This window comes from Neptunicoccus cionae, from assembly GCF_014643735.1.
Taxonomy (GTDB): Bacteria; Pseudomonadota; Alphaproteobacteria; order Rhodobacterales; family Rhodobacteraceae; genus Amylibacter; species Amylibacter cionae.
In genome coordinates this window covers 103,890-126,544 of record NZ_BMKA01000002.1, presented here as the reverse complement: position 1 = coordinate 126,544, position 22,655 = coordinate 103,890, and the positions used below count along the sequence as shown (strand labels likewise).

Genomic DNA, 22,655 nt, shown 5'->3' with positions numbered 1-22,655 from the left:
CTTGGCTTCTGCCCATGACATGCGGCCCGTTCGCTAAGACAGGCGAACCATAGAAACCTTAGATCGGAGGAGACGCTCTGCGGTTCTTGATCAAGCAGTGTCACCAAGAATTGCAAAGCCCTGCACCATCGGCGCAGGGCTTTTTAGTTATTCCGCTGGCTTGTCTTCAGCAGCTTTCTTGGCTGGGGCCTTTTTAGCTGCCGTTTTCTTAGCCGCAGGCTTTTTCGCCGCTGCCTTTTTGGCTGCCGGCTTCTTGGCCGCCGTTTTTTTCGCAGCTGCCTTCTTCTTCGGCGCAGCTTTTTTCTTACCTTTGGTCGCTGCCTTGGCATCCACCAGCGCGACAGCCTCTTCCAAGGTGATCTGGGTAGGCTCCATCTCTTTTGGCAGCGTAGCGTTAACCTTTTCCCATTTCACATAAGGGCCGTAACGCCCGTCCATCACGTTGATTGCGCCGCCGTGTTCAGGGTGTTCGCCCAACTCTTTAAGGGGTTCAGCCGCCGCACCGCGCCCGCCTTTGGCCGCCTTTTCGGCGATAAGCTCAACAGCGCGGTTCATGCCGATGGTAAACACCTCGGTGGGGTCTTTCATGTTGGCATAGATTTTGCGCGCGGTTTTCTTGCCCTCTTCCAGCGGCATCTGCCACATCACATAAGGACCAAACCGCCCGATGGCCGCTGTAATATCGCCACCATCCGGATGGGTTCCGACAAAGCGGGGCAAGGACAGCAGGTCAAGCGCGAGTTTGAGGTCAACTGCGCTCAGATCCGTACCTTTAGGGATAGAGGACCGTGGCGGCTTAGGAACTTCTTCCGTCGCTTCGCCGCGCTGCACATAGGGGCCAAAACGGCCGGAGCGCAGGGTGATCGGCTCTCCGTCATCGTCAAAACCAAGCTGCTTGCCGTCCGGCCCTGCAATGTCGCCACCTTCAACCTCGCCGGAAATCGGACGGGTGTAGCGGCATTCGGGATAGTTCGAACACCCGATAAAAGCGCCGCCGGAACGGGCCGTGCGCATTGAAAGCTTGCCGTTACCGCAGGCCTTACAAATGCGGGGATCGGAACCGTCTTCATTCGCGGGGAACAAATGCGGAGCGAGCACCTCGTTGATTTTTTCCAGGACTTCGGTGATCCGCAGATCCGCCGTTTCTGCCACCGCTGCCGAGAAATCACGCCAGAAACGGGACAGCACGGCTTTGTAATCCTCGCGCCCGCCAGAGATATCATCCAGCTCGTCTTCCAGTTGCGCGGTAAAGTTGTACCCCACATACTGACGGAAATAGTTTTCAAGAAAGGCGATCACAAGACGGCCTTTATCCTCTGGAATCAGGCGGTTCTTGTCTTTCCGCACATATTCGCGGGTCTGGATCGTGGTCACGATACTGGCGTAGGTAGACGGCCGCCCGATGCCCAGTTCCTCCATCCGCTTGACCAGCGTAGCCTCTGTATAGCGGGGCGGTGGTTGCGTGTGGTGCCGTTCCGGTGTGACGGAGGATTTCTTGGTCTCATCCCCTTGGGCAATCTGGGGCAGACGCTTGTCGTCATCATCCACCACCTGACCGTCGGCGACATCATCGCGGCCTTCTTCGTAAACCTTAAGAAAGCCGTCAAACAGCACAACCTGACCATTAGCGCGCAGCCCGACCTGACCGTCCTGCGAGGCGATTTCCACCACAGTGCGTTCCATCCGCGCCGCTTCCATCTGGCTGGCGATGGTGCGCTTCCAAATCAGGTCATAAAGCTTGCGCTGGTCCGCCTCAAGACGGGACAGGCTTTCCGGCGTCACGTCCATATCCGTGGGGCGAATACATTCGTGGGCCTCCTGCGCATTCTTGGCTTTGTTCTTGTAAACACGGGGTTTTTCGGGAACGTATTTGTCCCCGAACAGGCTGCCGATGGTCTTGCGCGCGGCAGTCACGGCTTCGGGGGCCATGTCGATCCCGTCGGTACGCATATAGGTGATGTAACCCGCTTCATAAAGCCGCTGCGCCGTGGACATTGCGGCCCGTGCGCCCATGCCGAACTTGCGGCTGGCTTCCTGTTGCAGGGTGGATGTCATGAAGGGCGGTGAAGGATTACGGCTGGCGGGTTTCGCCTCAACACTGGCGACCGACAGATCGCGGGAATTGATCGCCGCGACCGCGATTTCAGCAGCTTCAGAGGTTTCAATGTCGAATTTGTCAAGCTTCTTGCCGCCCAGAACCGTTAGCCGAGCTTCAAATTCCTGACCGCGCGGGGTGGATAGGATCGCCTTCACTGTCCAGTATTCGCGCGCCTTAAACGCCTCGATTTCCATCTCACGCTCAACAATCAGACGCAGGCATACCGATTGCACGCGGCCTGCCGATTTCGCGCCGGGAAGTTTGCGCCACAGCACCGGCGACAGGTTAAAACCGACCAGATAATCCAGAGCACGACGGGCGAGGTAAGCCTCCACCAGTTCCATATCCACCTGACGGGGATTTTTCATCGCAGTCGTCACCGCATCTTTGGTGATCGCGTTGAAAACAACCCGCTCTACCTTGGTGGACTTCTTGATTGCCTTGCGCTTCTTCAACGCCTCTTCCAGATGCCAGCTGATCGCTTCTCCTTCGCGATCGGGGTCGGTCGCGAGGATCAGTTCGTCGTCACCCTTCAGGGCTTCTGCGATGGCACGAATATGCTTCTGGCTGTCGCTCGCGACTTCCCATTTCATCTCAAAATCGTTGTCAGTGTCGACAGAACCATCCTTCGGAGGCAGGTCGCGCACGTGTCCGTAAGACGCCAGAACGGTAAAGTTATCGCCCAGATATTTGTTTATTGTCTTGGCCTTAGCCGGAGATTCGACGACGACAACTGGCATATTATTTCCTGTGAATCAGTATAGGTGCTGCCCGATCTGAGGCGTGCGGAAAATGTGTTGCGGGGGGCAGTGTTGTCAATGGGGGTCGCGCATTTGGTTTGCGGTTTGTGGTTTTGAACGCTTCAGGCTTGTCAAATAGCGGGTGGCGCCATTCACCCCGCGAGGGCCACAAACCCGCCTGCATGTCGCAATATCTTACCTTCCAGCTCAAGTCGGGTCAGGACGGGGGTAAGGTGCGCCGCTGACAGGCCGAGATCGCGGATCAGGCAATCCTCTGCCACGGCATTTGGCCCCAGCAAATCAAGAATGCGCTTGCCGATTTGCTCCGGCGGGGGCGCTGGCGATACGGCTTCGCCGCGCGATGCCGTATCCGGCGGGGTTGGCCGCTGCAGCGCATCGATCACATCCTGCGCGGATCGGATCAGACAGGCGCCGTCACGGATCAGCGCGTTGCAGCCAGCAGCGCGGGCGTCCATCGGGCTGCCCGGAACGGCCATGACCTCGCGCCCCAAATCTCCCGCATCCCGTGCCGTGATCAACGATCCGGAGCGCAGCGCGCCTTCAACCACCAGCGTTGCCTCGGCCAGTCCGGCAATTATCCGGTTGCGCTGCGGGAAATGCCGTGCTTGTGGCACCAACCCCAAGGGATGTTCTGACAGGCACAGCCCAACCTTCGCGATCTCTTCAAACAGACTGGTGTTTTCCTTTGGGTAAATCACATCAATCCCGCCCGCCTGAACCGCGAGTGTTCCCGTCGGCAGGGCTGCATCATGGGCCGCCGCATCAATCCCCCGCGCCATGCCGGACACAATGGTATAACCCGCTTCCCCCAGATCCCGCGCCAGCAAACGCGCCATACGGGTGCCAAGGCTGGACGCATTTCGCGCGCCGACGATGGCAATTGCAGGCGTTTGACACAGCGCGATATTCCCCCGCAGCCAAAGAACCGGCGGTGGATCGGGCATCTGGCGCAGGGCTTGCGGATAGTCCGTTTCGTTAAAGCACACCATCCGCAGGCCCATCGCACTGCCCGCGGCCATCTCGTCATAGGCCGCTTTGTGACTGAAGGGGATATAGTCCCGCACACCGGCCTCTGCCGCGATGCCGGGTAGGGCTTCAAGGGCGGCAGCGGCGGTCCCGTGTTCACCCAGTAGTCGATAAAACGTCACCGGACCGACCCGCCTGCTACGGATCAGGCGCAACCAGTCGAGCCTGTCAGTCTGTTCTAACGGAATCACACGGGGGTTATTCATGGCTTCAGGCTGCCACCCGAAAGTTAACAACCCATGAAGCAACGCGACCCCATTTCCATTTTCTTAAAATATCCGCGGGGTGAGGCGCAGCCGAGGGGGCGGCAGCCCCCTTAGCCGTAATTCTCTCGGCCGTCTTTAAACGGCACTCCCCCCAACGGTCAGGCCACCGATCAGCAGGCTCGGCTGGCCGACGCCAACAGGCACCCATTGACCGGCTTTCCCGCAATTGCCCATGCCCGGATCAAGCGCCATATCATCGCCAATGGCACGGATTTGCTGCAACGCAGTCGCCCCGTCGCCGATCAGCGTGGCCCCCTTAACAGGCGCACCGACAACACCGTTTTTCACGCGATAGGCTTCGGTGCAGGAGAAAACGAACTTGCCGTTGGTGATGTCTACTTGCCCACCGCCAAAGCCGACAGCGTGGATACCATCTTTCAGATCGGCCACGATATCACCGGGTTTGATCGTGCCGCCTAACATATAGGTGTTGGTCATGCGCGGCATTGGCGCGTGGGCATAGCTTTGGCGGCGACCGTTACCCGTTGGTTCCACACCCATCAGCCGTGCGTTCTGGCGGTCCTGCATGTAGCCGACCAGAATACCATCTTCGATCAGAACATTGCGCCCGCTTTGGGTGCCCTCATCGTCAAAACTGATAGAGCCGCGGCGGTCGGGCAGGGTGCCATCGTCCAGTACCGTCACGCCTTTGGCCGCGATCCGCTGCCCCATCAATCCTGCAAAGGCCGAGGATTTCTTGCGGTTGAAATCCCCTTCCAACCCGTGGCCAATCGCTTCGTGTAACAGGATACCGGGCCAGCCCGGCCCAAGCACAACATCGAATTTACCCGCTGGGGCGGCCTCGGCCTCTAGGTTGACCAGCGCGATGCGCAGCGCCTCTTTTGCGGTGGCCTTCCAGCTGGTTGGGTCCATCAAGGCTGACAGGCCATAGCGACCGCCACCGCCAGCCGAACCGCTTTCGCGCCGCCCGTTCTGATCAACGATCACCGAGACGTTCAGCCTTGTCATGGGGCGCACATCGCGCAGGCGGATGCCCTCGGGGCGCAGAATTTCCACTTCTTGCAGACTTGCTGACATAGACGCCGAAACCTGAACCACACGAGGGTCGAGATCCCGCGTGAAGGCGTCGATCTCTCTCAGGGTTTCAACCTTCAGTGAAAATTCCGCATCGCCCATCGGATCACTGTCCGTATAAAGCCGCTGGTTGGTGGCCTGTGGCGCGGCTGCCAATGTCGCGCCGCCGGTGCCAACAGCCAGCCGCACGGTCTCAGCGGCACGCTTCAGGGCTGCCTCGGTCATTTGCGTGGAATGGGCGTACCCGGTGGTTTCCCCTTTTACCGCGCGCAGTCCAAAGCCCTCAGAGGCATCGTAACTGGCATTTTTCAGGCGGTTGTCATCAAACACCAGATTTTCCGAGCGCATACGCTCCAGAAAAATCTCGCCGTCATCGGCCCCGTCAGTTGCAGATTTCAACACAGCGAGTGCGGCATTTTCGTCAATTTGCGTCTCGAACGGGCGAAACGGGGCGTGATCCTTGGCCAAAGCGGGTTTTCCTTCTATGTTTTGGTCAGGTTCCCAAGCGGCGGTATGCCGCAAAGAGAGCGCTTGTCCTTTAGACTGTAATATTGTTTTTAGGGCGCAGGAGACAACAGGGGATTCTGCTATGCCTATTGGTGTGCGAATCCCGACCGGCGATTGGGCCGATCAGAATAGGACTGGATCATATGCAAACTGTGGCCACATTGAAGAAAATCGGTGTAACTCTTGGCGGTCTGATGGCCTCCGGCGCTGCGATGGCGCAAAATGCACTGCCGGACCTGCCAACACTTGGCAAGCCGGAACAGGATGGCTTGAACTTTCAACAACCGGCCACAGAGCTTATGCGTGATGTGATCTGGATGGACACATTCCTGCTTTGGATCATCACAATCATCTCCGTGTTTGTGACAGCTCTTCTGCTGTACTGCCTGTTTCGTTATAACGAAAAGCGGAACAAGGTTCCTGCGACCTTTACCCATAACTCCCTTCTGGAAGTTGCCTGGACCGTGGTGCCGATCCTCGTTCTGATTGCGATCATCCCGCCATCCCTGACACTGCTTTTCAAGCAACAGGAAATTCCCGAAGCGGACATCACCATCAAGGCTACAGGCAACCAGTGGTACTGGACCCATGAATATGTAGACCACGATTTCGGCTTTGACAGCTTCATGCTGCCTCGTGAAGAATTGGCAGAAAACGGTTTTGAAGACGACGAATACCTGCTGGCAACAGACACATCTGTTGTGATCCCGACAGGCAAAACCGTTGTTGTTCAAGTTACCGGCGCGGATGTGATCCACTCCTGGACCATTCCGGCCTTCGGTGTGAAGCAGGATGCGGTGCCTGGTCGTCTGGCGCAGTTGTGGTTCGAAGTGGATGAAGGCAAAGAAGGCGTGTACTTCGGCCAGTGTTCCGAACTCTGCGGTAAAGACCACTCTTACATGCCCATCACGGTTAAGGCTGTGTCCCAAGCGGATTACGATGCCTGGCTGGAAGGCGCGATTGAAGAATACGCCGGCACCCCGAGCGCTGTAACAGTAGCGGACCTGAACATGAAAATGGTTCAGGATGCGCAGGCGGCTGAATAAGCCGCTTGCATCCGCAAGTCCCGTTTAACTCAAAGCCGGTGGAAACCCCATGAGCGATGCAACCGTGAATGATTTTGGCCAGGATGCCCAGTTCGACGATTACTTCGCGCTGCTGAAGCCGCGCGTGATGTCGCTGGTGGTCTTCACTGCGGCTGTCGGCCTGCTGGTCGCCCCAGTTGGGGTGAACCCGATTATCGGTTTTGCGTCCATTCTGTTTATTGCGCTGGGGGCAGGGGCCTCGGGTGCGCTGAACATGTGGTGGGACGCGGATATTGATGCGGTGATGAAACGCACCGTTAAACGTCCCGTCCCTGACGGGCGTGTGACCCCGAAGAATGCCATGATCATGGGGCTGTGGCTGTCGGTTCTGGCCGTCGGGATGCTGGCGCTGACCGCGAATTTCTTCGCAGCGGGTCTGCTTGCTTTCACGATCTTCTTTTACGCTGTGGTCTACACCATGTTCTTGAAGCGTTCGACGCCGCAGAACATCGTGATTGGCGGCGCGGCTGGCGCTTTCCCTCCGATGGTGGGCTGGGCCGTGGCGACCGGTGGTGTTTCCATCGAAAGCATCATGATGTTCGCGCTGATCTTTGTGTGGACGCCGCCGCATTTCTGGGCGCTGTCGCTGTTTATGAACGACGATTACACCAAGGCTGGCGTGCCAATGCTGACCGTGACCCACGGCACCCGCGTGACCCGCAACAATATCTTGGGCTACACAGTCGTTCTGGCGCTGGTGGCGCTGGGCACCGCGTTCACGTCCATTGGTGGGCCGGTCTATCTAGCTGTGGCGCTGGTACTGAACGCTATGTTCCTGCGGGGCGCGTTCGGTTTGTGGCGCCGTGAAGACGCCGCTGCGGAGTCTGATAAATACGCCGACGAACGCAAGTTCTTCCGGCTGTCGCTGGTCTATCTTTTCGTGCATTTCGCAGCTCTTCTGGTGGATGCAGCCCTGCGCGGCTTTGCCTTTATGCCCCAACTTCCGGTGGTTTTCTGATATGGCGCTGGGTAAGGAACATCCCCTCCACGGACGCCGCAAGCGGTCCAATTTGCTGCTGGGCGCCGTTCTGGGCGGCTTTGTCGCGCTGGTGTTTGCGATTACCATCGTGAAAATGGCTGGCGGTGGGAGTATGGAAGGCTACGACCATACAATCCGCTACAGTATCGATCCCGAGATAAACAAAACGGAGGCAGATCAATGAGCGACGAACCGGTAAAACCCGCTGGAAAAAACAAAAAAGTGGTCTTCAATCTGGTCACTATCGTTGCTCTTATGCTCGGCCTGTCGTTTGCATCTGTGCCGCTCTATGACTGGTTCTGCCGCGTGACAGGCTGGGGCGGCGTGACCAATGTGGCCACTGCTGACAGCGATGTCATTCTCGATAAAACCGTAAAAATCCGTTTCGACGGCTCTCTGGAGCGGGGCATGCCCTGGACTTTCAAGCCTGTCGTAAACGAAATGGAAGTTCGGATCGGCGAAACCGGACTGGCATTTTATGAGGCGCATAACCCCACAGACAAACCTGTTGCTGGCCGTGCGAGCTATAACGTCTATCCCTATGCGACCGGTAACTACTTCAACAAAATCGAATGTTTCTGCTTCACCATGCAAGTCCTGCAACCGGGTGAAACCGTTATGATGCCAGTGACTTTCTACGTCGATCCCGAGATGCTGGACGACAGCGAAGCGAAATACGCAAAGACAATCACGCTCAGCTACACATTCCACGTAGCCGATCTGCCCGAACAAGAACAAGCCGCTCTTGCGGTGGATGAAGCGAAAACAGTTAACTAGGGATAGCCTGTTGTGTTGAACCACTTTCACAAACACGTTATCCAGCAACACCAATGCCTGAAAACGGCATTTCCGGAAGGGCCGCAGCGCAGCCCAGTCGGGAAAGCCCAAGATGCGAATATAGGGACGAACCACCATGGCGCATGAAAAAAACCACGACTACCACATTCTGAACCCGAGTATCTGGCCACTGGCCGGCGCGTTTGGCGCCTTTGTCATGCTGGCTGGCGCTGTGTTCTACATGAACGACCACACATTCCCTTGGGTTTTCCTGATCGGCCTTGTGATGGTGCTTTATGTGATGTTCGCATGGTGGTCCGAAGTTGTGGATGAATCTCATGTCGGAGATCACACACCGGTTGTGGTGATTGGTCTGCGTTACGGCGTGATCATGTTCATCATGTCCGAAGTCATGTTCTTCGTGGCGTGGTTCTGGTCCTTTTTCAAACACGCACTGTATCCGATGGGTCCGATGTCCCCGATTGTGGACGGCGTCTGGCCGCCTGCGGGAATCGAGACATTCGACCCTTGGCACCTGCCACTGATCAACACGCTGATCCTGCTGTGTTCGGGGTGTCTGGCCACTTGGGCGCACCACGCGATTGCCCATGAGAACGACCGTGACGGTCTGAAAAAAGGTCTCTGGGGCGCAGTTCTGCTGGGTATCCTGTTCACGATCTTCCAAGCCTATGAATACAGCCACGCAGCCTTTGGCTTCTCTGGCAACATCTACGGCGCGAACTTCTTCATGGCGACCGGCTTCCACGGCTTCCACGTTGTGATCGGGACCATCTTCCTCGCTGTTTGTCTGGTGCGGGCCTATAAAGGTCACTTCACGCAAGAGCGCCACGTCGGCTTTGAGGCCGCAGCTTGGTACTGGCACTTTGTGGATGTGGTCTGGCTGTTCCTGTTTGCCGCAATCTACATCTGGGGCCAGTAACCAGAGGCTTATCCCCGTTGCCCTGTAGGCTTAACGCTAAACAGGGGGACGGGCGCGAGATACAAAGGGCGCGGGCTGTAAGGTTCGCGCCTTTGCCGTTTGGGAATGCCGGACGGTTTGAACCGAGTATTTGGAGAACATTGAAGCATGAGCGCGCGGATGATTTTGCCCCTGCTGTTCGGTATCGCAGGTGTTGCGACCTTGTTGTGGCTGGGGTTCTGGCAACTGGACCGATTGGCGTGGAAAGAGGACCGTATTGGTCAGATAGAAGCGCGCAAGTCTGCTGCGGCGGCACCATTGGAGCCTTACTTCCATGAAAGCGGTCCGCTGGAAGAAGACAATTACCGCCGCGTGACCTTTGAGGGGGAGCTGACGGAGAAGCAGGCCCATGTGCTGACGTCTTTGAAATTCACGGGGGCAGGGTTCCGCATTCTGCAGGAAGTGATCTGGAACGGCAAACCTTTCATGCTTGATCTCGGGTTTGTGCCAGAAGCGCAAAAGGATGCGCCACGCCCTGTGGGGCCGGTTCGGGTGGTGGGGAACATCCTTAATCCTGACGATTATGATGAGTCGTTTACCCCTGATCCCGACCTCGACAAGAACATCTGGTTCGCCCGCTATCTGCCGATGCTGGCGGAAAAGCTGGATGTATTGCCTTTTATGGTGGTGGTTGAGACGGCGGAATACCGCAAAGACGGGGCTTGGGTGGCTTATGATGCGGTAACCCCGTTGCCCGTTTCGGTGAATATCCCTAATGATCACCGCGAATACGCGATCACATGGTTTTCATTAGCGGTTGTCTGGTTCGGGATGACAGCTTACCTGTTGTGGCGCATCAGGCAGAAAACGGTTTAGGCAAGGCTGGCATGAAATATATCTCTACACGCGGGCAAGCACCCGAGCTGACATTTGAAGAAGCGATGCTGACAGGACTGGCGCGCGATGGCGGCTTGTATGTGCCTGAAAGCTGGCCAACGCTGAGCGAAGACCAGATCGCTGGGTTTGCAGGCAAGTCTTATGAGGACGTGGCCTTTGAAGTGATGAAGCCTTTTGTGGGTGACACCTTCGGTGACGCAGAATTCCGCGAGATCATTGCCAAAGCCTACAGCAGCTTTGGCCACGATGCCCGCTGCCCCTTGGTACAACTGGACAGCAACCACTATCTGCTGGAGCTGTTCCACGGCCCGACGCTGGCGTTCAAAGACGTGGCGATGCAGCTGATCGGACAGATGTTCGAGGCCGCGCTGAAACGCTCTGGCAATCGGGTGACGATTGTTGGTGCGACCAGTGGCGACACCGGATCGGCGGCGATTGAGGCATTTCGCGGTTTGGACGCGGTGGATGTGTTTATCATGTACCCTCACGGTCGCGTTTCTGAGGTTCAGCGCCGTCAGATGACCACGCCGGTAGAAGACAACGTTCATGCGCTGGCGGTGGACGGGGATTTCGATACCTGTCAGGCGCTGCTGAAAGACATGTTCAACGATTTTGATTTCCGCGATTCCGTGCAACTCGCCGGTGTGAACAGCATCAACTGGGCGCGGGTTCTGGCGCAGGTGGTTTATTACTTTACCTCCGCTGTGTCGCTGGGTGCGCCCCATCGCAAAGTGTCCTTCACGGTGCCTACGGGCAACTTCGGCGATATCTTTGCGGGCTATGTGGCCAAACGCATGGGCCTGCCGATTGATCGTCTGGTGATTGCGACGAACCAGAACGACATCCTGCACCGCACGCTGCAATCGGGCGATCATTCCAAGACGGGTGTTGTGCCATCGATCAGCCCTTCGATGGATATTCAGGTCAGTTCTAATTACGAACGGTTAGTATTTGATCTGTATGATCGCGAAGGAGAGGCCGTCGCACAGTTGTTTGAGGCGCTCAAAGACGTTGGGTCCTTCAAGCTGTCACAAGGTGCGCTCGGCCGGATGGCAGACGAGTTTGATTCAGGCCGTGTTTCGGAAGACGAAACCTCTGCGGCGATCAAGGATTATTACGAACGCACAGGCGAAGTTCTGTGCCCCCATTCGGCCATTGGCGCCAAGATCGGGGATGAAATGCAAGGCGACGTGCCAATGATCACCCTTGCCACAGCCCATCCGGCCAAGTTTCCGGCAGCGGTTGAGGCGGCTTGCGGTGAGCATCCGGCATTGCCACCACGTATGGCAGACCTGTTTGAACGTGATGAACGTGTCACTCGGGTCGCAGGCGATTTGGCAGCTGTTGAGGCTGTTATTCGAGAAAGGATTGCGGGTTGACCGTAGAAATACACACACTCTCCAACGGATTCCGCGTTGTTACCGAACATATGCCAGGGCTGAAATCAGCGTCTTTGGGGATTTGGGTTGGCGCAGGCGGGCGGCATGAACGGCCCGAGCAAAATGGCATCGCCCATTTTCTGGAGCACATGGCCTTTAAGGGCACGAAAAAGCGTAACTCCCTCCAAATTGCCGAGGCGATTGAGGACGTGGGCGGGTACATCAACGCCTATACCAGCCGCGAGATGACGGCCTATTACGTGCGTGTTCTGGAAAACGATGTTACGCTCGCGATGGATGTGATCAGCGACATTGTGTTGAATTCGGTCTTTGATCCGGCCGAGGTAGAGATCGAACGGGGTGTGATCCTGCAGGAAATCGGCCAGTCGCTCGACACGCCGGACGATGTGATCTTTGACTGGCTGCAAGAGGTGTCTTACCCAGACCAGCCCATCGGTCGCACGATCCTTGGGCCTGAGGAACGGGTGCGTTCCTTTACCCGTGCGGATCTGCAAGCTTTCGTAAAAGAACAATACCGCCCCGAACAGATGGTGCTGTCAGCGGCGGGTGCTGTGGATCACGACCAACTGGTGAAACTGGCGGAAGAGGCTTTTGGCCATATGGAACGGGGCGGGGCGCCTACGCTGTTGCAACCCGCACTTTATCGGGGTGGCGAACACCGTGTGGTGAAGGATCTGGAGCAGGCCCATTTTGCGCTGGCCTTTGAAACGGCCAGTTACAAGGATGATGAAATCTACACAGCACAGGTGTTTTCGCTCGCGCTGGGTGGGGGCATGTCGAGCCGGCTGTTCCAAGAGGTCCGCGAAAAACGCGGGTTGTGTTACACGATTTATGCGCAGGCAGGGGCTTATGCCGATACCGGTGCGTTAACCATCTATGCGGGCACCAGCGGCTCTGATGTGGCGGATCTTTCGAATCTCTGCGTTGATGAGCTGCGCCGCGCTGCGGAAGATATGGGCGAGGCCGAGGTGAACCGTGCTCGTGTTCAGATGAAAGCTGGCATGTTGATGGGGCTGGAAAGCCCGTCGTCGCGCTGTGAGCGTCTGGCGCGGATGGTGATGATCTGGGGTCGTGTGCCCGGTCTGGACGAAGTGGTGGCCAAAATCGACGGCGTGGATCGGGCTGGCGTTGCAGAATACGCGGCGCGGCTGTGTGCGTCGGGCGTGCCGTCGCTGGCGCTCTATGGTCCGGTTGCGGATGCGCCGGAAGTGGGCGTTCTCGCGGATCGGCTGGCGGCCTGACCTGTGGCCCGCATCACCTTTGACGACGTATCCCTGACACTGGAAGGGCGGCAGGTTTTCGGACCTGCCTCTCTTGTGCTTGATGATCGGCGTGTTGGTGTTATCGGGCAGAACGGCGCGGGGAAGTCCAGCTTTCTGCGTCTGATGGCGGGATTGATACAGCCGGACAGCGGGCGTGTTCTGCTGGGCAACAGCGATGTTTTCAAGGATCGCAAAGCAGCACTGGCGGGTATCGGGGTAATCTTTCAAAACCCCGATCACCAGATCCTTTTCCCAACAGTGGTTGAAGAAATCGCTTTCGGTCTGACACAACTCGGTGCCAGCAAGGCCGCGGCGCATGACCGCGCTTTGGCAGTGTTGCAAGTACAGGATCGCGCGGATTGGGCGGATCGGCAGTGCTACACCCTGTCAGGCGGGCAGCGGCATTATCTGTGTCTGATGGCCGTTCTCGCGATGGAGCCCGATGTGATCCTGCTGGATGAACCCTATGCGGGGCTGGATATTCCCACCTCGGCAAGATTGCACCGACAGTTGGACAGTCTGGCGCAATCGCTTGTGATGATCACCCATGATCCAGCCCTGCTGGCCGATTATGACCGTGTGATCTGGATCGACGATGGGCTGGTCAAGGCGGATGGTGTCCCGTCCGAAATTCTGCCCCCGTTCAAAGCTGAAATGGAACGGCGCGGCGCATGTTGAGCCTGACGCTGGAACGTCAAAGCTGGGCACATCGCATTCCGGTTGGCTGGAAACTCGCCACTCTGTTCGCGCTGACTTTTGTGACCTTCCCACTAGACAGCATCGCCCCCATAGTTGCAGGGCTGGCACTGGTGCTGCTGGGCTGGACCAGCCTTGGACGCGCGGGATTTCAGGCCAGTCTGCGGGCGCTGCGTCCGGTGCTTTGGTTTGTGGTGATCATCCTTGTGTACCACATCTTTGTCGGGCGTTTGCATCAAGGGGCGGTGATTGTTCTTAAAATGCTGCTTCTGTTCGGGTTTGCGAATTTTGTGACTATGACCAGCCGCTTAAGCGATATGATGGATCTGGTGATCCGGCTGCTATCGCCCTTACGCAGGGTTGGAATTCCCCCCGAAAGGATAGCACTTGCTTTTGCATTGGTGATCCGCTTTACCCCTGTGTTAGGCCAGCGCGGTGCGCGTCTGGCAGAGGCTTGGCGGGCGCGATCTGCACGTCGGGCCGGCCCACGAATTATTGCCCCCCTTGCGGTGTCGGCACTGGATGATGCGGATCAAGTCGCCGAAGCGTTGCGCGCGCGTGGCGGTCTGCGGGAATAAAAGCGAGAGAGACCATGGAAAGAAACATCGTATACATCGCAGTTTTTGCGGCCCTGATTGCGGCCCTTGGCCTGCTGCCAAAAGTGACCCTGCTAAGCGGCATTCCCATCACGGCGCAATCTATGGGGATCATGTTGTGCGGGGCCATGCTGGGCGCACGAAAAGGCGCGCTGGCCGTGCTGTTGTTCTTGGGGCTCGTTGCTCTTGGCCTGCCGCTGCTTGCTGGCGGACGTGGCGGTTTGGGCGTGTTCACAACCCCATGGGCGGGTTTCCTTTTTGGCTTTCCGGTTGCGGCATTTGCCACAGGTCTGTCGATGCGCTGGATGCGCGGTGCCCGTGTGGGTGTGGCCGCAGGTGTGGCATCGGTCTTTGGCGGGATCGGTGTGCTCTACCTGATTGCTGTGCCGTATTACATGGCAATGACCGGCGCCGCGCTGCCCGATGCCATTGCGACTGCGATGATCCCGTTTGTTCCGGGTGATCTGGTCAAAGCGGTGGTTGCAGGGGCAATTACCGGCACCATCTACAAGGCACGTCCGCGGGCGGTTATGTCCCGCGCCTGAGGCTTACACCTCTAGCAGCAGGGCGGTCCCTAATCCGCCCGCTGCAGCAATTGCGGCCAGACCTGTGCCACCCGCCTGCTGTAATTCGTGAAACAGCCGCACAGCATTAATCGCGCCTGACGCCCCGATAGGATGCCCCCGCGCCAAAGCGCCGCCGCCGCGATTCATCGTTTCAGGATCAAGCCCCGCCGCCCGTTGGCAGGCGATGGCTTGCACCGCATAGGCTTCCATTACCTCACTACAGGACAGTTGGTTCGCAGATGTCCCCGTCTGCGCGAATGCGGCAGCGATGGCCGAAACCGGCGCGGTCGCTGGTGTTTCCGGCGCAGCGCCGAGTGTGGCGCCAGCAACAATGCGGGCGGGTCTGAGATGTGCAACCTCTGTGGCGAGGCTTTCATCCACCACGAGAAGAAATGCAGCGGCATCGGCTTTCACAGCAGTGTTGGCCGCGCTTAGGCTGCCAGTAATCTTCGGCGCACGTTCTGCGGTACGTGTCGACAGATTGCGGGTGAAGGCGTCCCTGTCCAAACCATTCAGCGGCACGATCTCCTGTCCCATCTGTCCAATTGCGGCGCGGGCTTTGGCGTGGCTGCTCACGGCGAACTGGTCCTGTTCGGCGCGGGTTATGCCAAGATCATCCGCCAGTTGCGCGGCACTTTCATGCAGGTCAGGATCACGCCCTGCAAAGGGGCTGAACGGCGGGCGGTCATAGGCGACAGGCGGCCCGCCGTCGGGATCGGTACGCATGCGAACTGGGCGGCGCGAATGGCTTTCAGCGCCGCCCGCCAGAACCGCCCGCGCCGCGCCGGATTGCACAAGACGCGCTGCCAGCAGTACCGCATCAAGGCCACCGGCGCATTGGCGGTCGATGGACAGGCCCGCCACCGTTTCGGGTAATCCCGCAGCAAGTGCTGCCATTCGTGCCGGATTTCCGCCACCGTAGAGCGCGTTTGACAGGACCACCTCATCCACATCGCAGGGGCAACTCGTTAAACATGTCTGTAAAATCGGCGCTGCCAGTTCGTGGAGTGCCAATCGCGCAAAGGCACCGTTTTCGGGGGCGACTGCGCTGCGGTATCCGGCAATGATGTAGGCTTGCCTCATGGCAACAACCGTTCCAAAGCGCGGTAGTCCGGTTTCCCAGACGCAAGACGGGGCAGTTCGGGCAGGCTGGTCAGGGTTTTCAGCGCAGGCGGGCAGGGTACTGAACCTTCAACAAATCCGTGCAGGATATAGCCGCGCAGCGGATCAGGCACCGGCAAAACCGCGGCGGCAGTTGCGCCAGCGGTGATCAGGCCGGTTTCCAGTTGATCCAGCGACACCGAAGTATCGGCAATCGTGAGGATACGATCCTGCCGCCCTGTCAGAAAAAGAAAGCCGTTACGCCCTAATCTGCCGATTTCCCCGACAGTGATCCATCCGTTCTCAACCCTTGTACTGTCGCTTTGCCCGCTGGCGTATTCCGTAAACACCATTGGGCTGCGGAGCCAGACCAGACCCTCTGCGCCGGTTTGACAAGGCTGCCCCTGCGGATCGCGGATTTCAATCTCGACACCGGGGAAGGGAGCACCGACCGCGTTTGCGGGGGTATAACTGTCGGCCAGCGTGACGAAACTGGTCTCTGCCGCGCCGTAAAACCGCCAGACCCGCGCGTTGGGCAACACAGTTGCCACATGCGCCGCTGTTGCTGGATCAAACGGACCACCCCCGCTGATGACATGGGTCACATCCGGTGCGGTCTGGCGGATCAGACGCAGTTGCGTCGGGGTGGCGTAAAGGTGGGTGATGCCGCGAGCGTTCAATCCGGCGCGGGGCAGGAAATGCAGATGGGCCCCGCAGCACAAGGCTTCGACCGCTGCATAAAGTGACAGGGAATAGGTAAGATCACCAAGCACGCCCACCCGCGCATCAGGACCAAGGCCGAGCCGTTCCCCCAGCACCTTGATCGAATGCCCCCAACTGGCAGCGCTGCGCCGGATGACCTTGGGCGGGCCGCTGCTGCCCCCCGTCAGGGTGAAAAAGTGACCCGCCAGATCAGGGGCATCGACCTGTGGACCAACCACGGGCGACAGACCTGCATCAAGCGCATTGAAGAAAGCCGCCATGGCGCGGGCGGGTTGGGCGGGATCGCATTGACGCGCGGCGGGGACGCCAGCGGCCTGTGCCGCTGTCAGGGTGACACCGTCAAAATCTGTTAGCGCTGCTTTCGGGTGCCAGATGAGCCTGTTCATACAGGCGGTGTAGCGGGGTTTGGGGGGCGGCTCAATCCTGTTGCAACGGGGCGTGTGTGGTACATTCGCAGGCGATCGCGCAGAACCGTGCATTTTTTGCATGCAGACCGCGGCTTGTGCTTTTATTGCGGGCGGTCTTGTTCTAAGAGCAGGTCACTTGCGATCCAAGGAGTGCTGCACATGTTTTCCAACAGTTTTATCGATAAAGACGCGATGGCCGAACTGGCAGCTAAAATGCTGCTGGAAATCAAGGCAGTCAATTTCCGCGCGGACGAACCTTATACCTTTGCCAGCGGGCTGGCCTCTCCGGTGTATATCGACTGCCGCAAGCTTATTTCCTACCCCCATATCCGCAGCGCGCTGATGGATTTCGCCGTGGCGACGCTCTACCGCGATGTGGGGTTTGAACAATTTGATGCAGCGGCTGGTGGTGAAACCGCCGGTATTCCGTTTGCGGCATGGATCGCGGAACGCATGGCACTGCCGATGCAATATGTGCGCAAAAAGCCCAAAGGGTACGGGCGGGATGCGCAAATTGAAGGTGATATTTCCGAAGGCCAACGCGTTCTGCTGGTAGAGGATCTGACCACCGACGGCGGCTCCAAGCTGCGCTTTGCCGAGGCGATCCGCAAGGCGGGTGCCACCTGCGACCACACACTGGTGGTTTTCTATTACGACATTTTCAAAAATACCCATGAAATGCTGGCCGAAAACGGCCTGAAGCTGCACTATCTGGTGACATGGTGGGACGTGCTCAAAGTGGCCCGCGCCCAAGGTAATTTCGACGACAAGACGCTCGATCAGGTGGAGGCCTTCCTGAACGCACCGCTGGAATGGTCCAAAGCAAACGGCGGCGTCTACGAGCTGCCAAGTGCCGGATAGGATTCGCGCGCTTCCCTGTTAAGCTGACCTTATCGGTCGATCCATCGCAACCCTCCGCCAAAAAGCGGGGGGTTTTGCCGTTTTCTTGTGGATAAAAGCGAAATAGCTGGGGATGGATCGGTTGGGCTCCCCAGTTTTTTCTTTACATGCCTCACGATTGCTTACACCATATATTGTAAGGCAAGCGGGAAAAATCCGTAAACCTAGCGCTAAGACCTATAAATTGTTGCGGCGCGTATCGGGTGGGCAAACAAGAAGGCAGCAGGCATGACAAGCACAGAGCAATATCTTGATAGCGGTGAAATGCATCCAATTGATGTGGTCGAAACTTTGGCCGAACATTACGATTGGGCATTTGATCGTGTCGCCGAAGACCAGATCGCTATGGCGATCGAAGGGGCATGGCGCACCTATTCCATTACATTGGCGTGGTCGGCCTATGATGAAACCCTGCGAATGATCTGTTCGTTCGAAATGGCACCACCGGAAGAAAAGCTTCCGGCGCTGTTTCAGGCGATGAATCTGGCGAACGACAAATGCTGGGCGGGGTCGTTTTCCCTTTGGGATGAACAGCAGTTGATGGTCTACCGTTACGGCCTGATGCTTGGGGGCGGCGTTTCTGCAGCGCCCGAGCAGGTGGACCAGATGCTTTCAGCGGCTGTTATGGCTTGCGAGCGGTTCTATCCGGCCTTCCAGTTGATCTGCTGGGGTGACGAAACCGTTGAACGTGCGATGGATATCGCCATGTCAGAAGCTTACGGGCGCGCCTGAAGACAGATGCTGTAATGAAGCCTCGCAGTCGGGCTTGATTTCCCTATGGTCATCGCCCAAGGTCCGCCGTGACTCGGCAGGATTTTAAGAAGGTGATGACGTGACTTTGCAACGTGTGAATAAAGGCGGTCTTGTGCTGCTTGGCTGTGGGAAAATGGGCTCTGCTATGTTGCAGGGCTGGCTGGCCCAAGGGGTAAAACCCACGTCTGTTTCCATACTTGATCCGGCCCCGTCTGACTGGGTGCAAGCGCTGCAATCTGATGGTGTGGGCGTGAACACGGAGCTGCCAGAAGCGCCGGCGGTCTGTATCGTCGCAGTCAAACCGCAGATGATGGGCGATGCCTTGCCCCGATTGCAGGCAATGGGCAACGGGTCGACCGTCTTTATCTCGGTGGCCGCCGGAACCCCGATCGCCGCATTTGAAGCGGTTTTAGGGGCGCAGACCCCGATTATCCGCGCCATGCCGAACACGCCAGCGGCGGTGTCCAAGGGCATTACCGCGCTGATCGGGAACGAACAAACCTCAGAAGATGATCTGCAAATGGCCGAGAACCTGCTGCAAGCCGTCGGCCAGACTGTCCGGCTGGAAAATGAAGGGCAGATGGATGCGGTGACTGCGGTTTCGGGATCCGGTCCGGCCTATGTGTTCCACCTGATCGAAACGCTCGCCGCTGCGGGGCAGGCCGAAGGGCTGAGCGCGGAGCTGTCCCTGCAACTGGCCCGCGCCACCGTCGCGGGGGCAGGGGCCTTGGCGGAGCAGTCCGAGGATGATCCGGGGCAATTGCGTAAAAACGTCACTTCGCCCGGCGGCACAACAGCGGCTGCACTGGAGGTTCTGATGGATGATCGGGACGGATTTCCGGCGCTATTAAAACGGGGCGTAAAAGCCGCCGCAGACCGCAGTCGGGAGTTGGCGAAATGAGCAATCTTAAAGATGATATCATCAGCTTTGACGAATTCATGAAAGTCGATGTGCGCACCGGGGTGATCACCCGCGCCGAACCTTTTCCGGAAGCACGCAAGCCGGCGATCAAGCTTTGGGTGGATTTTGGCGGAAAGTTGGGGGAGAAAAAATCCTCGGCGCAGATCACCGCAAATTACACTCCAGAAACGCTGGTCGGGACGCAGGTTATGGCGGTGGTGAACTTTCCACCCCGCCAGATCGGTCCTGTGATGTCCGAGGTGCTGGTGCTGGGTGTGCCGGATGCAAACGGTGAAATCGTATTGGTGCGTCCCGATCAAACCGTGCCAGCGGGCGGGCGGCTGCATTAAGCGCCGCATGTGTGGCGACTTGGGAATCTGAGTATTTGAGGAACATTGAAGATGGCTGATTTGCCTAGAGTATTCGTGACGCGGCCCTTGCCGGATAAGGTGCTGGAAGAGGCTGCGCGGCATTTTGATCTGACGGTACGGGCCGAGACCCAACCCCTGAGCAAGAGTGAGATGGGTTCGGTTCTGGCAGAGTACGACGGGGTTTTGCCGACACTGGGTGATCCGCTGGGGGCGGATGTTCTGCCGGGTGCTGATAAAGCGCGTGTGCTGGCGAATTTTGGTGTGGGGTATAACCATATCGACGTGGCGGCGGCAGAGGCGGCTGGCATGGTTGTGTCCAACACGCCGGGGGCGGTGACGGACGCGACTGCGGATATTGCTGTGCTGCTGATGCTGATGACCGCGCGGCGCGCCAGTGAGGCGGAAGCGGCGGTGCGGGATGGCAGTTGGGAAGGGTGGCACCCGACTCAGTATCTCGGGCTGCATGTTAGCGGTAAAACCCTTGGTGTGATTGGCATGGGGCGGATCGGTAAGGCGATTGCGAAACGGTGCCACTTTGGGTTTGGGATGGATGTAGTGTTCTACAACCGCTCCACCGTTGCGGATTGTGGTGTGCCTGCGCGTCAGCTTGGCTCTGTGGCGGAAGTGATGGCGGCGGCGGATGTGGTGTCCTTATCCGTGCCCGGTGGTGCTGCGAACCAGCATATGATCGGTGCAGCTGAACTGGACGCGATGAAACCCCACGGCATTCTAGTGAACACAGCGCGGGGGGATGTGGTGGATGAGGCCGCTTTGATCGCTGCGTTGCAATCGGGCAGCATAGGTGGCGCAGGTTTGGATGTTTACGAGAACGAGCCAGAGGTGCCAGAGGCTCTGCGTGCATTAAAGAACGTGTCGCTGCTGCCCCATCTGGGCACCGCTGCACTGGATGTGCGCACACAGATGGGGTTGATGGCGGTCGAAAACCTGCGGGCCTTTTTCGCGGGTGAGGACGTGCCTAACAGGGTGACGGTTTAGCCCTTTAACAGGCTGTCCACCCATTCGGGTACGATTTGGCTGGCCGGGCCGTTACGGCTCTCGTCAAAGCTCGATGCGCCGAGCGAGGGTTCGAGGTTCAGTTCCAGCGTGCGCGCGCCTGCGTTGGCGGCTTCCTGTACGAAACCGGCGGCGGGGTAGACGTTACCGGATGTGCCGATGGAAACGAACAAATCGGCTTGATGCAGGCGGTCGTAGATTTCTTCCATATAGTAGGGCATCTCCCCGAACCAGACGATGTCCGGACGGGTCGCGGGCGTGCGGCAGTGGGGGCAGGGATCGTCGGGGTGCATCTCCGATGGCGCGTTCCACGTCTGTTCGCAAGCGGCACATTTGGCTCGGTTCAGGGCGCCGTGCATGTGCCAGACAGATTTGCTTCCGGCCCGTTCATGCAGGTCGTCTACATTCTGTGTCACAATCAGCAGGTTCTCCCCAATTTTACCCTCCAGCTTTGCGAGCGCGTCATGGGCAGCATTGGGTGCCGCGCTTTGGCTGTTGGCGCGGCGGGCGTTGTAAAACCCGTGGACCAGTGCGGGATCGGCGGCAAAGCCTTCGGGGGTGGCGACCTGTTCGATGGGGTATTTCTCCCATAGGCCGCCGGCATCGCGGAACGTGCCAAGGCCACTTTCGGCGGATATGCCTGCGCCTGTCAGAATGACGATCTTCATCTACAGTTCCTTCGCGTAATCGGGAATGGTCCATAAAAAAACCGGGGCCAGTGGCCCCGGCTGTTATCCGGTTTGCAATCCTGTGGGTTGCAATTACTCGCGGTTGCCGAACAGGGCCAGCAGCATCATGAACATGTTGAGGAAGTTCAGATAAAGACCCAGCGCGCCCATGATCGCGGATTTACCAAGCCATTCGTTGTCGCCGTGGTGCGCGTGTGCAAGGTAAGTGTTTTTGATGTTCTGCGTGTCATACGCTGTCAGACCCGCAAAGATCAGCACGCCGATCGCGTTGATTGCGAACATGATGGCAGGGGATTGCAGGAAGATGTTCAGGATCATCGCAACGATAATGCCGACCAGACCCATGAACAGGAAACTGCCCCAGCCGGAGATGTCTTTCTTCGTGGTATAGCCCCACAGGGACAAAGACGCGAAGGCAATCGCAGTCACGAAGAAGATCTGTGCGATGGAAAAGCCGGTGTAAACCGCGAAGATCCACGAAATCGACAGGCCCATCAGGGCGGCGAAGCCCCAGAACACCAGCTGTGCTGTGCCCAGTGACATTTTGTTAATCATCGCGCCGAAGCCGAAGACCACCGCCAGCGGAGCAAACATGATAACGTATTTGATCGGGCTGCTGAACATCGCTTGAAGCATGGCGACAGGGAAGATCAGTGTCGCTTCGCCATTTACAGCGCGGGCGAAATCCGTGCCGACGAAATAGGCGACGATGCCGGTAATGAACATCGCAACGCCCATCAGGCCGTAGACCTTGTTCATGTGCGCGCGCAAGCCTGCGTCGATCTGGGATGCTTCGACACCCACACCTGCGCGGCGGACTGTCTCGTATTGTGCCATTTGGTTTTCTCCTCGAAAATCTGTTGAACGTCCCACCGAGAATTCCGGAAGGGTTACAGAGAATATCGGTGGGATGGACCGATAATTCA

Annotated in this window: 23 protein-coding genes; 16 read left to right on the top strand and 7 right to left on the bottom strand. The window is 58.0% G+C overall.

Annotated elements, in window-relative coordinates; translation table 11 throughout:
* Window positions 1-147: 147 nt before the first annotated feature.
* The 3 genes from topA to tldD all read right to left on the bottom strand — a co-directional run bounded on the left by topA (window position 148) and on the right by tldD (window position 5,654).
* The gene (gene topA, locus IEX10_RS05780; RefSeq protein WP_188671926.1) at window positions 148-2,838 is read right to left on the bottom strand and encodes a type I DNA topoisomerase; all 2,691 of its coding nucleotides are present in this window, start codon (window positions 2,836-2,838) and stop codon (window positions 148-150) included.
* A 152-nt stretch (window positions 2,839-2,990) separates the two neighbouring features.
* On the bottom strand, window positions 2,991-4,091 hold the full coding sequence (gene dprA / locus IEX10_RS05775; protein ID WP_188671924.1) for a DNA-processing protein DprA: 1,101 nt from the start codon (window positions 4,089-4,091) through the stop codon (window positions 2,991-2,993).
* A gap of 135 nt (window positions 4,092-4,226) precedes the next feature.
* On the bottom strand, window positions 4,227-5,654 hold the full coding sequence (gene tldD / locus IEX10_RS05770) for a metalloprotease TldD (RefSeq protein WP_188671923.1): 1,428 nt from the start codon (window positions 5,652-5,654) through the stop codon (window positions 4,227-4,229).
* 182 nt (window positions 5,655-5,836) lie between these two features.
* On the opposite strand from tldD, the gene coxB reads away from it, so the two are divergent.
* The 11 genes from coxB (at window position 5,837) to IEX10_RS05715 (ending at window position 14,849) form a co-directional block, all read left to right on the top strand.
* A complete protein-coding gene (gene coxB / locus IEX10_RS05765; protein WP_373287426.1) occupies window positions 5,837-6,739 on the top strand; it encodes a cytochrome c oxidase subunit II in 903 nt (300 codons plus the stop codon).
* Between the two features lie 49 nt (window positions 6,740-6,788).
* The gene (gene cyoE / locus IEX10_RS05760; protein ID WP_188671921.1) at window positions 6,789-7,736 is read left to right on the top strand and encodes a heme o synthase; all 948 of its coding nucleotides are present in this window, start codon (window positions 6,789-6,791) and stop codon (window positions 7,734-7,736) included.
* A gap of 1 nt (window position 7,737) precedes the next feature.
* Window positions 7,738-7,941 (top strand): cytochrome c oxidase system small membrane protein, encoded by a 204-nt coding sequence (locus IEX10_RS05755; RefSeq protein WP_188671919.1) that lies wholly within the window; start codon window positions 7,738-7,740, stop codon window positions 7,939-7,941.
* Window positions 7,938-8,534, top strand: a complete 597-nt coding sequence (locus tag IEX10_RS05750) for a cytochrome c oxidase assembly protein (protein ID WP_188671917.1) — start codon at window positions 7,938-7,940, stop codon at window positions 8,532-8,534. The genes IEX10_RS05755 and IEX10_RS05750 overlap by 4 nt, the downstream gene beginning before the upstream one ends.
* A gap of 136 nt (window positions 8,535-8,670) precedes the next feature.
* On the top strand, window positions 8,671-9,474 hold the full coding sequence (locus IEX10_RS05745; RefSeq protein ID WP_188671915.1) for a cytochrome c oxidase subunit 3: 804 nt from the start codon (window positions 8,671-8,673) through the stop codon (window positions 9,472-9,474).
* Window positions 9,475-9,633: 159 nt separating this feature from the next.
* Complete coding sequence (locus IEX10_RS05740; protein WP_229678445.1) at window positions 9,634-10,329, top strand: SURF1 family protein; 696 nt, start codon at window positions 9,634-9,636, stop codon at window positions 10,327-10,329.
* Between the two features lie 11 nt (window positions 10,330-10,340).
* Window positions 10,341-11,729, top strand: a complete 1,389-nt coding sequence (gene thrC, locus IEX10_RS05735; protein WP_188671909.1) for a threonine synthase — start codon at window positions 10,341-10,343, stop codon at window positions 11,727-11,729.
* Window positions 11,726-12,991, top strand: a complete 1,266-nt coding sequence (locus IEX10_RS05730) for a M16 family metallopeptidase (protein ID WP_188671907.1) — start codon at window positions 11,726-11,728, stop codon at window positions 12,989-12,991. Before thrC ends, IEX10_RS05730 begins: the two co-directional genes overlap by 4 nt.
* Before the next feature lie 3 nt (window positions 12,992-12,994).
* Entirely contained in the window at window positions 12,995-13,690 is a 696-nt protein-coding gene (locus IEX10_RS05725) for an energy-coupling factor ABC transporter ATP-binding protein (protein WP_188671904.1), read from the top strand.
* Window positions 13,684-14,286 carry an energy-coupling factor transporter transmembrane component T family protein gene (locus tag IEX10_RS05720; RefSeq protein WP_188671901.1) on the top strand — a complete coding sequence of 201 codons (603 nt, stop codon included), beginning with the start codon at window positions 13,684-13,686 and terminating at the stop codon, window positions 14,284-14,286. The genes IEX10_RS05725 and IEX10_RS05720 overlap by 7 nt, the downstream gene beginning before the upstream one ends.
* Before the next feature lie 14 nt (window positions 14,287-14,300).
* Window positions 14,301-14,849, top strand: a complete 549-nt coding sequence (locus IEX10_RS05715; protein WP_188671898.1) for a biotin transporter BioY — start codon at window positions 14,301-14,303, stop codon at window positions 14,847-14,849.
* Window positions 14,850-14,852: 3 nt separating this feature from the next.
* Here the strand turns inward: IEX10_RS05715 and IEX10_RS05710 are convergent, their stop codons facing one another.
* Together IEX10_RS05710 and IEX10_RS05705 are read right to left on the bottom strand one after the other, a co-directional pair.
* On the bottom strand, window positions 14,853-15,953 hold the full coding sequence (locus IEX10_RS05710) for a thiolase family protein (protein ID WP_188671895.1): 1,101 nt from the start codon (window positions 15,951-15,953) through the stop codon (window positions 14,853-14,855).
* Window positions 15,950-17,080: an AMP-binding protein gene (locus tag IEX10_RS05705; RefSeq protein WP_188671892.1), complete on the bottom strand. Its 1,131-nt coding sequence runs from the start codon at window positions 17,078-17,080 to the stop codon at window positions 15,950-15,952. The genes IEX10_RS05710 and IEX10_RS05705 overlap by 4 nt, the downstream gene beginning before the upstream one ends.
* A 180-nt stretch (window positions 17,081-17,260) precedes the next feature.
* Between IEX10_RS05705 and IEX10_RS05700 the strand changes: the two genes are divergently transcribed.
* From IEX10_RS05700 to IEX10_RS05680, 5 genes are all read left to right on the top strand, one after another.
* On the top strand, window positions 17,261-17,962 hold the full coding sequence (locus IEX10_RS05700; protein WP_069300238.1) for an orotate phosphoribosyltransferase: 702 nt from the start codon (window positions 17,261-17,263) through the stop codon (window positions 17,960-17,962).
* A gap of 267 nt (window positions 17,963-18,229) precedes the next feature.
* A complete protein-coding gene (locus tag IEX10_RS05695; RefSeq protein WP_188671890.1) occupies window positions 18,230-18,733 on the top strand; it encodes a type III secretion system chaperone family protein in 504 nt (167 codons plus the stop codon).
* A gap of 100 nt (window positions 18,734-18,833) precedes the next feature.
* Window positions 18,834-19,655, top strand: coding sequence for a pyrroline-5-carboxylate reductase (proC, locus tag IEX10_RS05690; protein WP_188671887.1), 822 nt, complete (start codon window positions 18,834-18,836; stop codon window positions 19,653-19,655).
* Window positions 19,652-20,005, top strand: coding sequence for a tRNA-binding protein (locus tag IEX10_RS05685; protein WP_188671885.1), 354 nt, complete (start codon window positions 19,652-19,654; stop codon window positions 20,003-20,005). Before proC ends, IEX10_RS05685 begins: the two co-directional genes overlap by 4 nt.
* 51 nt (window positions 20,006-20,056) lie before the next feature.
* Complete coding sequence (locus tag IEX10_RS05680; RefSeq protein ID WP_188671882.1) at window positions 20,057-21,022, top strand: 2-hydroxyacid dehydrogenase; 966 nt, start codon at window positions 20,057-20,059, stop codon at window positions 21,020-21,022.
* Here the strand turns inward: IEX10_RS05680 and IEX10_RS05675 are convergent.
* Entirely contained in the window at window positions 21,019-21,708 is a 690-nt protein-coding gene (locus tag IEX10_RS05675; RefSeq protein ID WP_188671880.1) for an NAD-dependent deacylase, read from the bottom strand. The genes IEX10_RS05680 and IEX10_RS05675 overlap by 4 nt on opposite strands.
* Window positions 21,709-21,801: 93 nt before the next feature.
* Window positions 21,802-22,566, bottom strand: coding sequence for a Bax inhibitor-1/YccA family protein (locus IEX10_RS05670; RefSeq protein WP_188671876.1), 765 nt, complete (start codon window positions 22,564-22,566; stop codon window positions 21,802-21,804).
* Window positions 22,567-22,655: the final 89 nt, after the last annotated feature.

Bases quoted from the DNA above. Each gene is read 5' to 3' on its own strand.
- topA (WP_188671926.1), bottom strand. From the start codon at position 2,838: ATGCCAGTTGTCGTCGTCGAATCTCCGGCTAAGGCCAAGACAATAAAC.
- dprA (WP_188671924.1), bottom strand. From the start codon at position 4,091: ATGAATAACCCCCGTGTGATTCCGTTAGAACAGACTGACAGGCTCGAC.
- coxB (WP_373287426.1), top strand. From the start codon at position 5,837: ATGCAAACTGTGGCCACATTGAAGAAAATCGGTGTAACTCTTGGCGGT.
- cyoE (WP_188671921.1), top strand. From the start codon at position 6,789: ATGAGCGATGCAACCGTGAATGATTTTGGCCAGGATGCCCAGTTCGAC.
- IEX10_RS05755 (WP_188671919.1), top strand. From the start codon at position 7,738: ATGGCGCTGGGTAAGGAACATCCCCTCCACGGACGCCGCAAGCGGTCC.
- IEX10_RS05750 (WP_188671917.1), top strand. From the start codon at position 7,938: ATGAGCGACGAACCGGTAAAACCCGCTGGAAAAAACAAAAAAGTGGTC.
- IEX10_RS05745 (WP_188671915.1), top strand. From the start codon at position 8,671: ATGGCGCATGAAAAAAACCACGACTACCACATTCTGAACCCGAGTATC.
- IEX10_RS05740 (WP_229678445.1), top strand. From the start codon at position 9,634: ATGATTTTGCCCCTGCTGTTCGGTATCGCAGGTGTTGCGACCTTGTTG.
- thrC (WP_188671909.1), top strand. From the start codon at position 10,341: ATGAAATATATCTCTACACGCGGGCAAGCACCCGAGCTGACATTTGAA.
- IEX10_RS05720 (WP_188671901.1), top strand. From the start codon at position 13,684: ATGTTGAGCCTGACGCTGGAACGTCAAAGCTGGGCACATCGCATTCCG.
- IEX10_RS05715 (WP_188671898.1), top strand. From the start codon at position 14,301: ATGGAAAGAAACATCGTATACATCGCAGTTTTTGCGGCCCTGATTGCG.
- IEX10_RS05710 (WP_188671895.1), bottom strand. From the start codon at position 15,953: ATGAGGCAAGCCTACATCATTGCCGGATACCGCAGCGCAGTCGCCCCC.
- IEX10_RS05705 (WP_188671892.1), bottom strand. From the start codon at position 17,080: ATGAACAGGCTCATCTGGCACCCGAAAGCAGCGCTAACAGATTTTGAC.
- IEX10_RS05700 (WP_069300238.1), top strand. From the start codon at position 17,261: ATGTTTTCCAACAGTTTTATCGATAAAGACGCGATGGCCGAACTGGCA.
- IEX10_RS05695 (WP_188671890.1), top strand. From the start codon at position 18,230: ATGACAAGCACAGAGCAATATCTTGATAGCGGTGAAATGCATCCAATT.
- IEX10_RS05685 (WP_188671885.1), top strand. From the start codon at position 19,652: ATGAGCAATCTTAAAGATGATATCATCAGCTTTGACGAATTCATGAAA.
- IEX10_RS05680 (WP_188671882.1), top strand. From the start codon at position 20,057: ATGGCTGATTTGCCTAGAGTATTCGTGACGCGGCCCTTGCCGGATAAG.
- IEX10_RS05675 (WP_188671880.1), bottom strand. From the start codon at position 21,708: ATGAAGATCGTCATTCTGACAGGCGCAGGCATATCCGCCGAAAGTGGC.
- IEX10_RS05670 (WP_188671876.1), bottom strand. From the start codon at position 22,566: ATGGCACAATACGAGACAGTCCGCCGCGCAGGTGTGGGTGTCGAAGCA.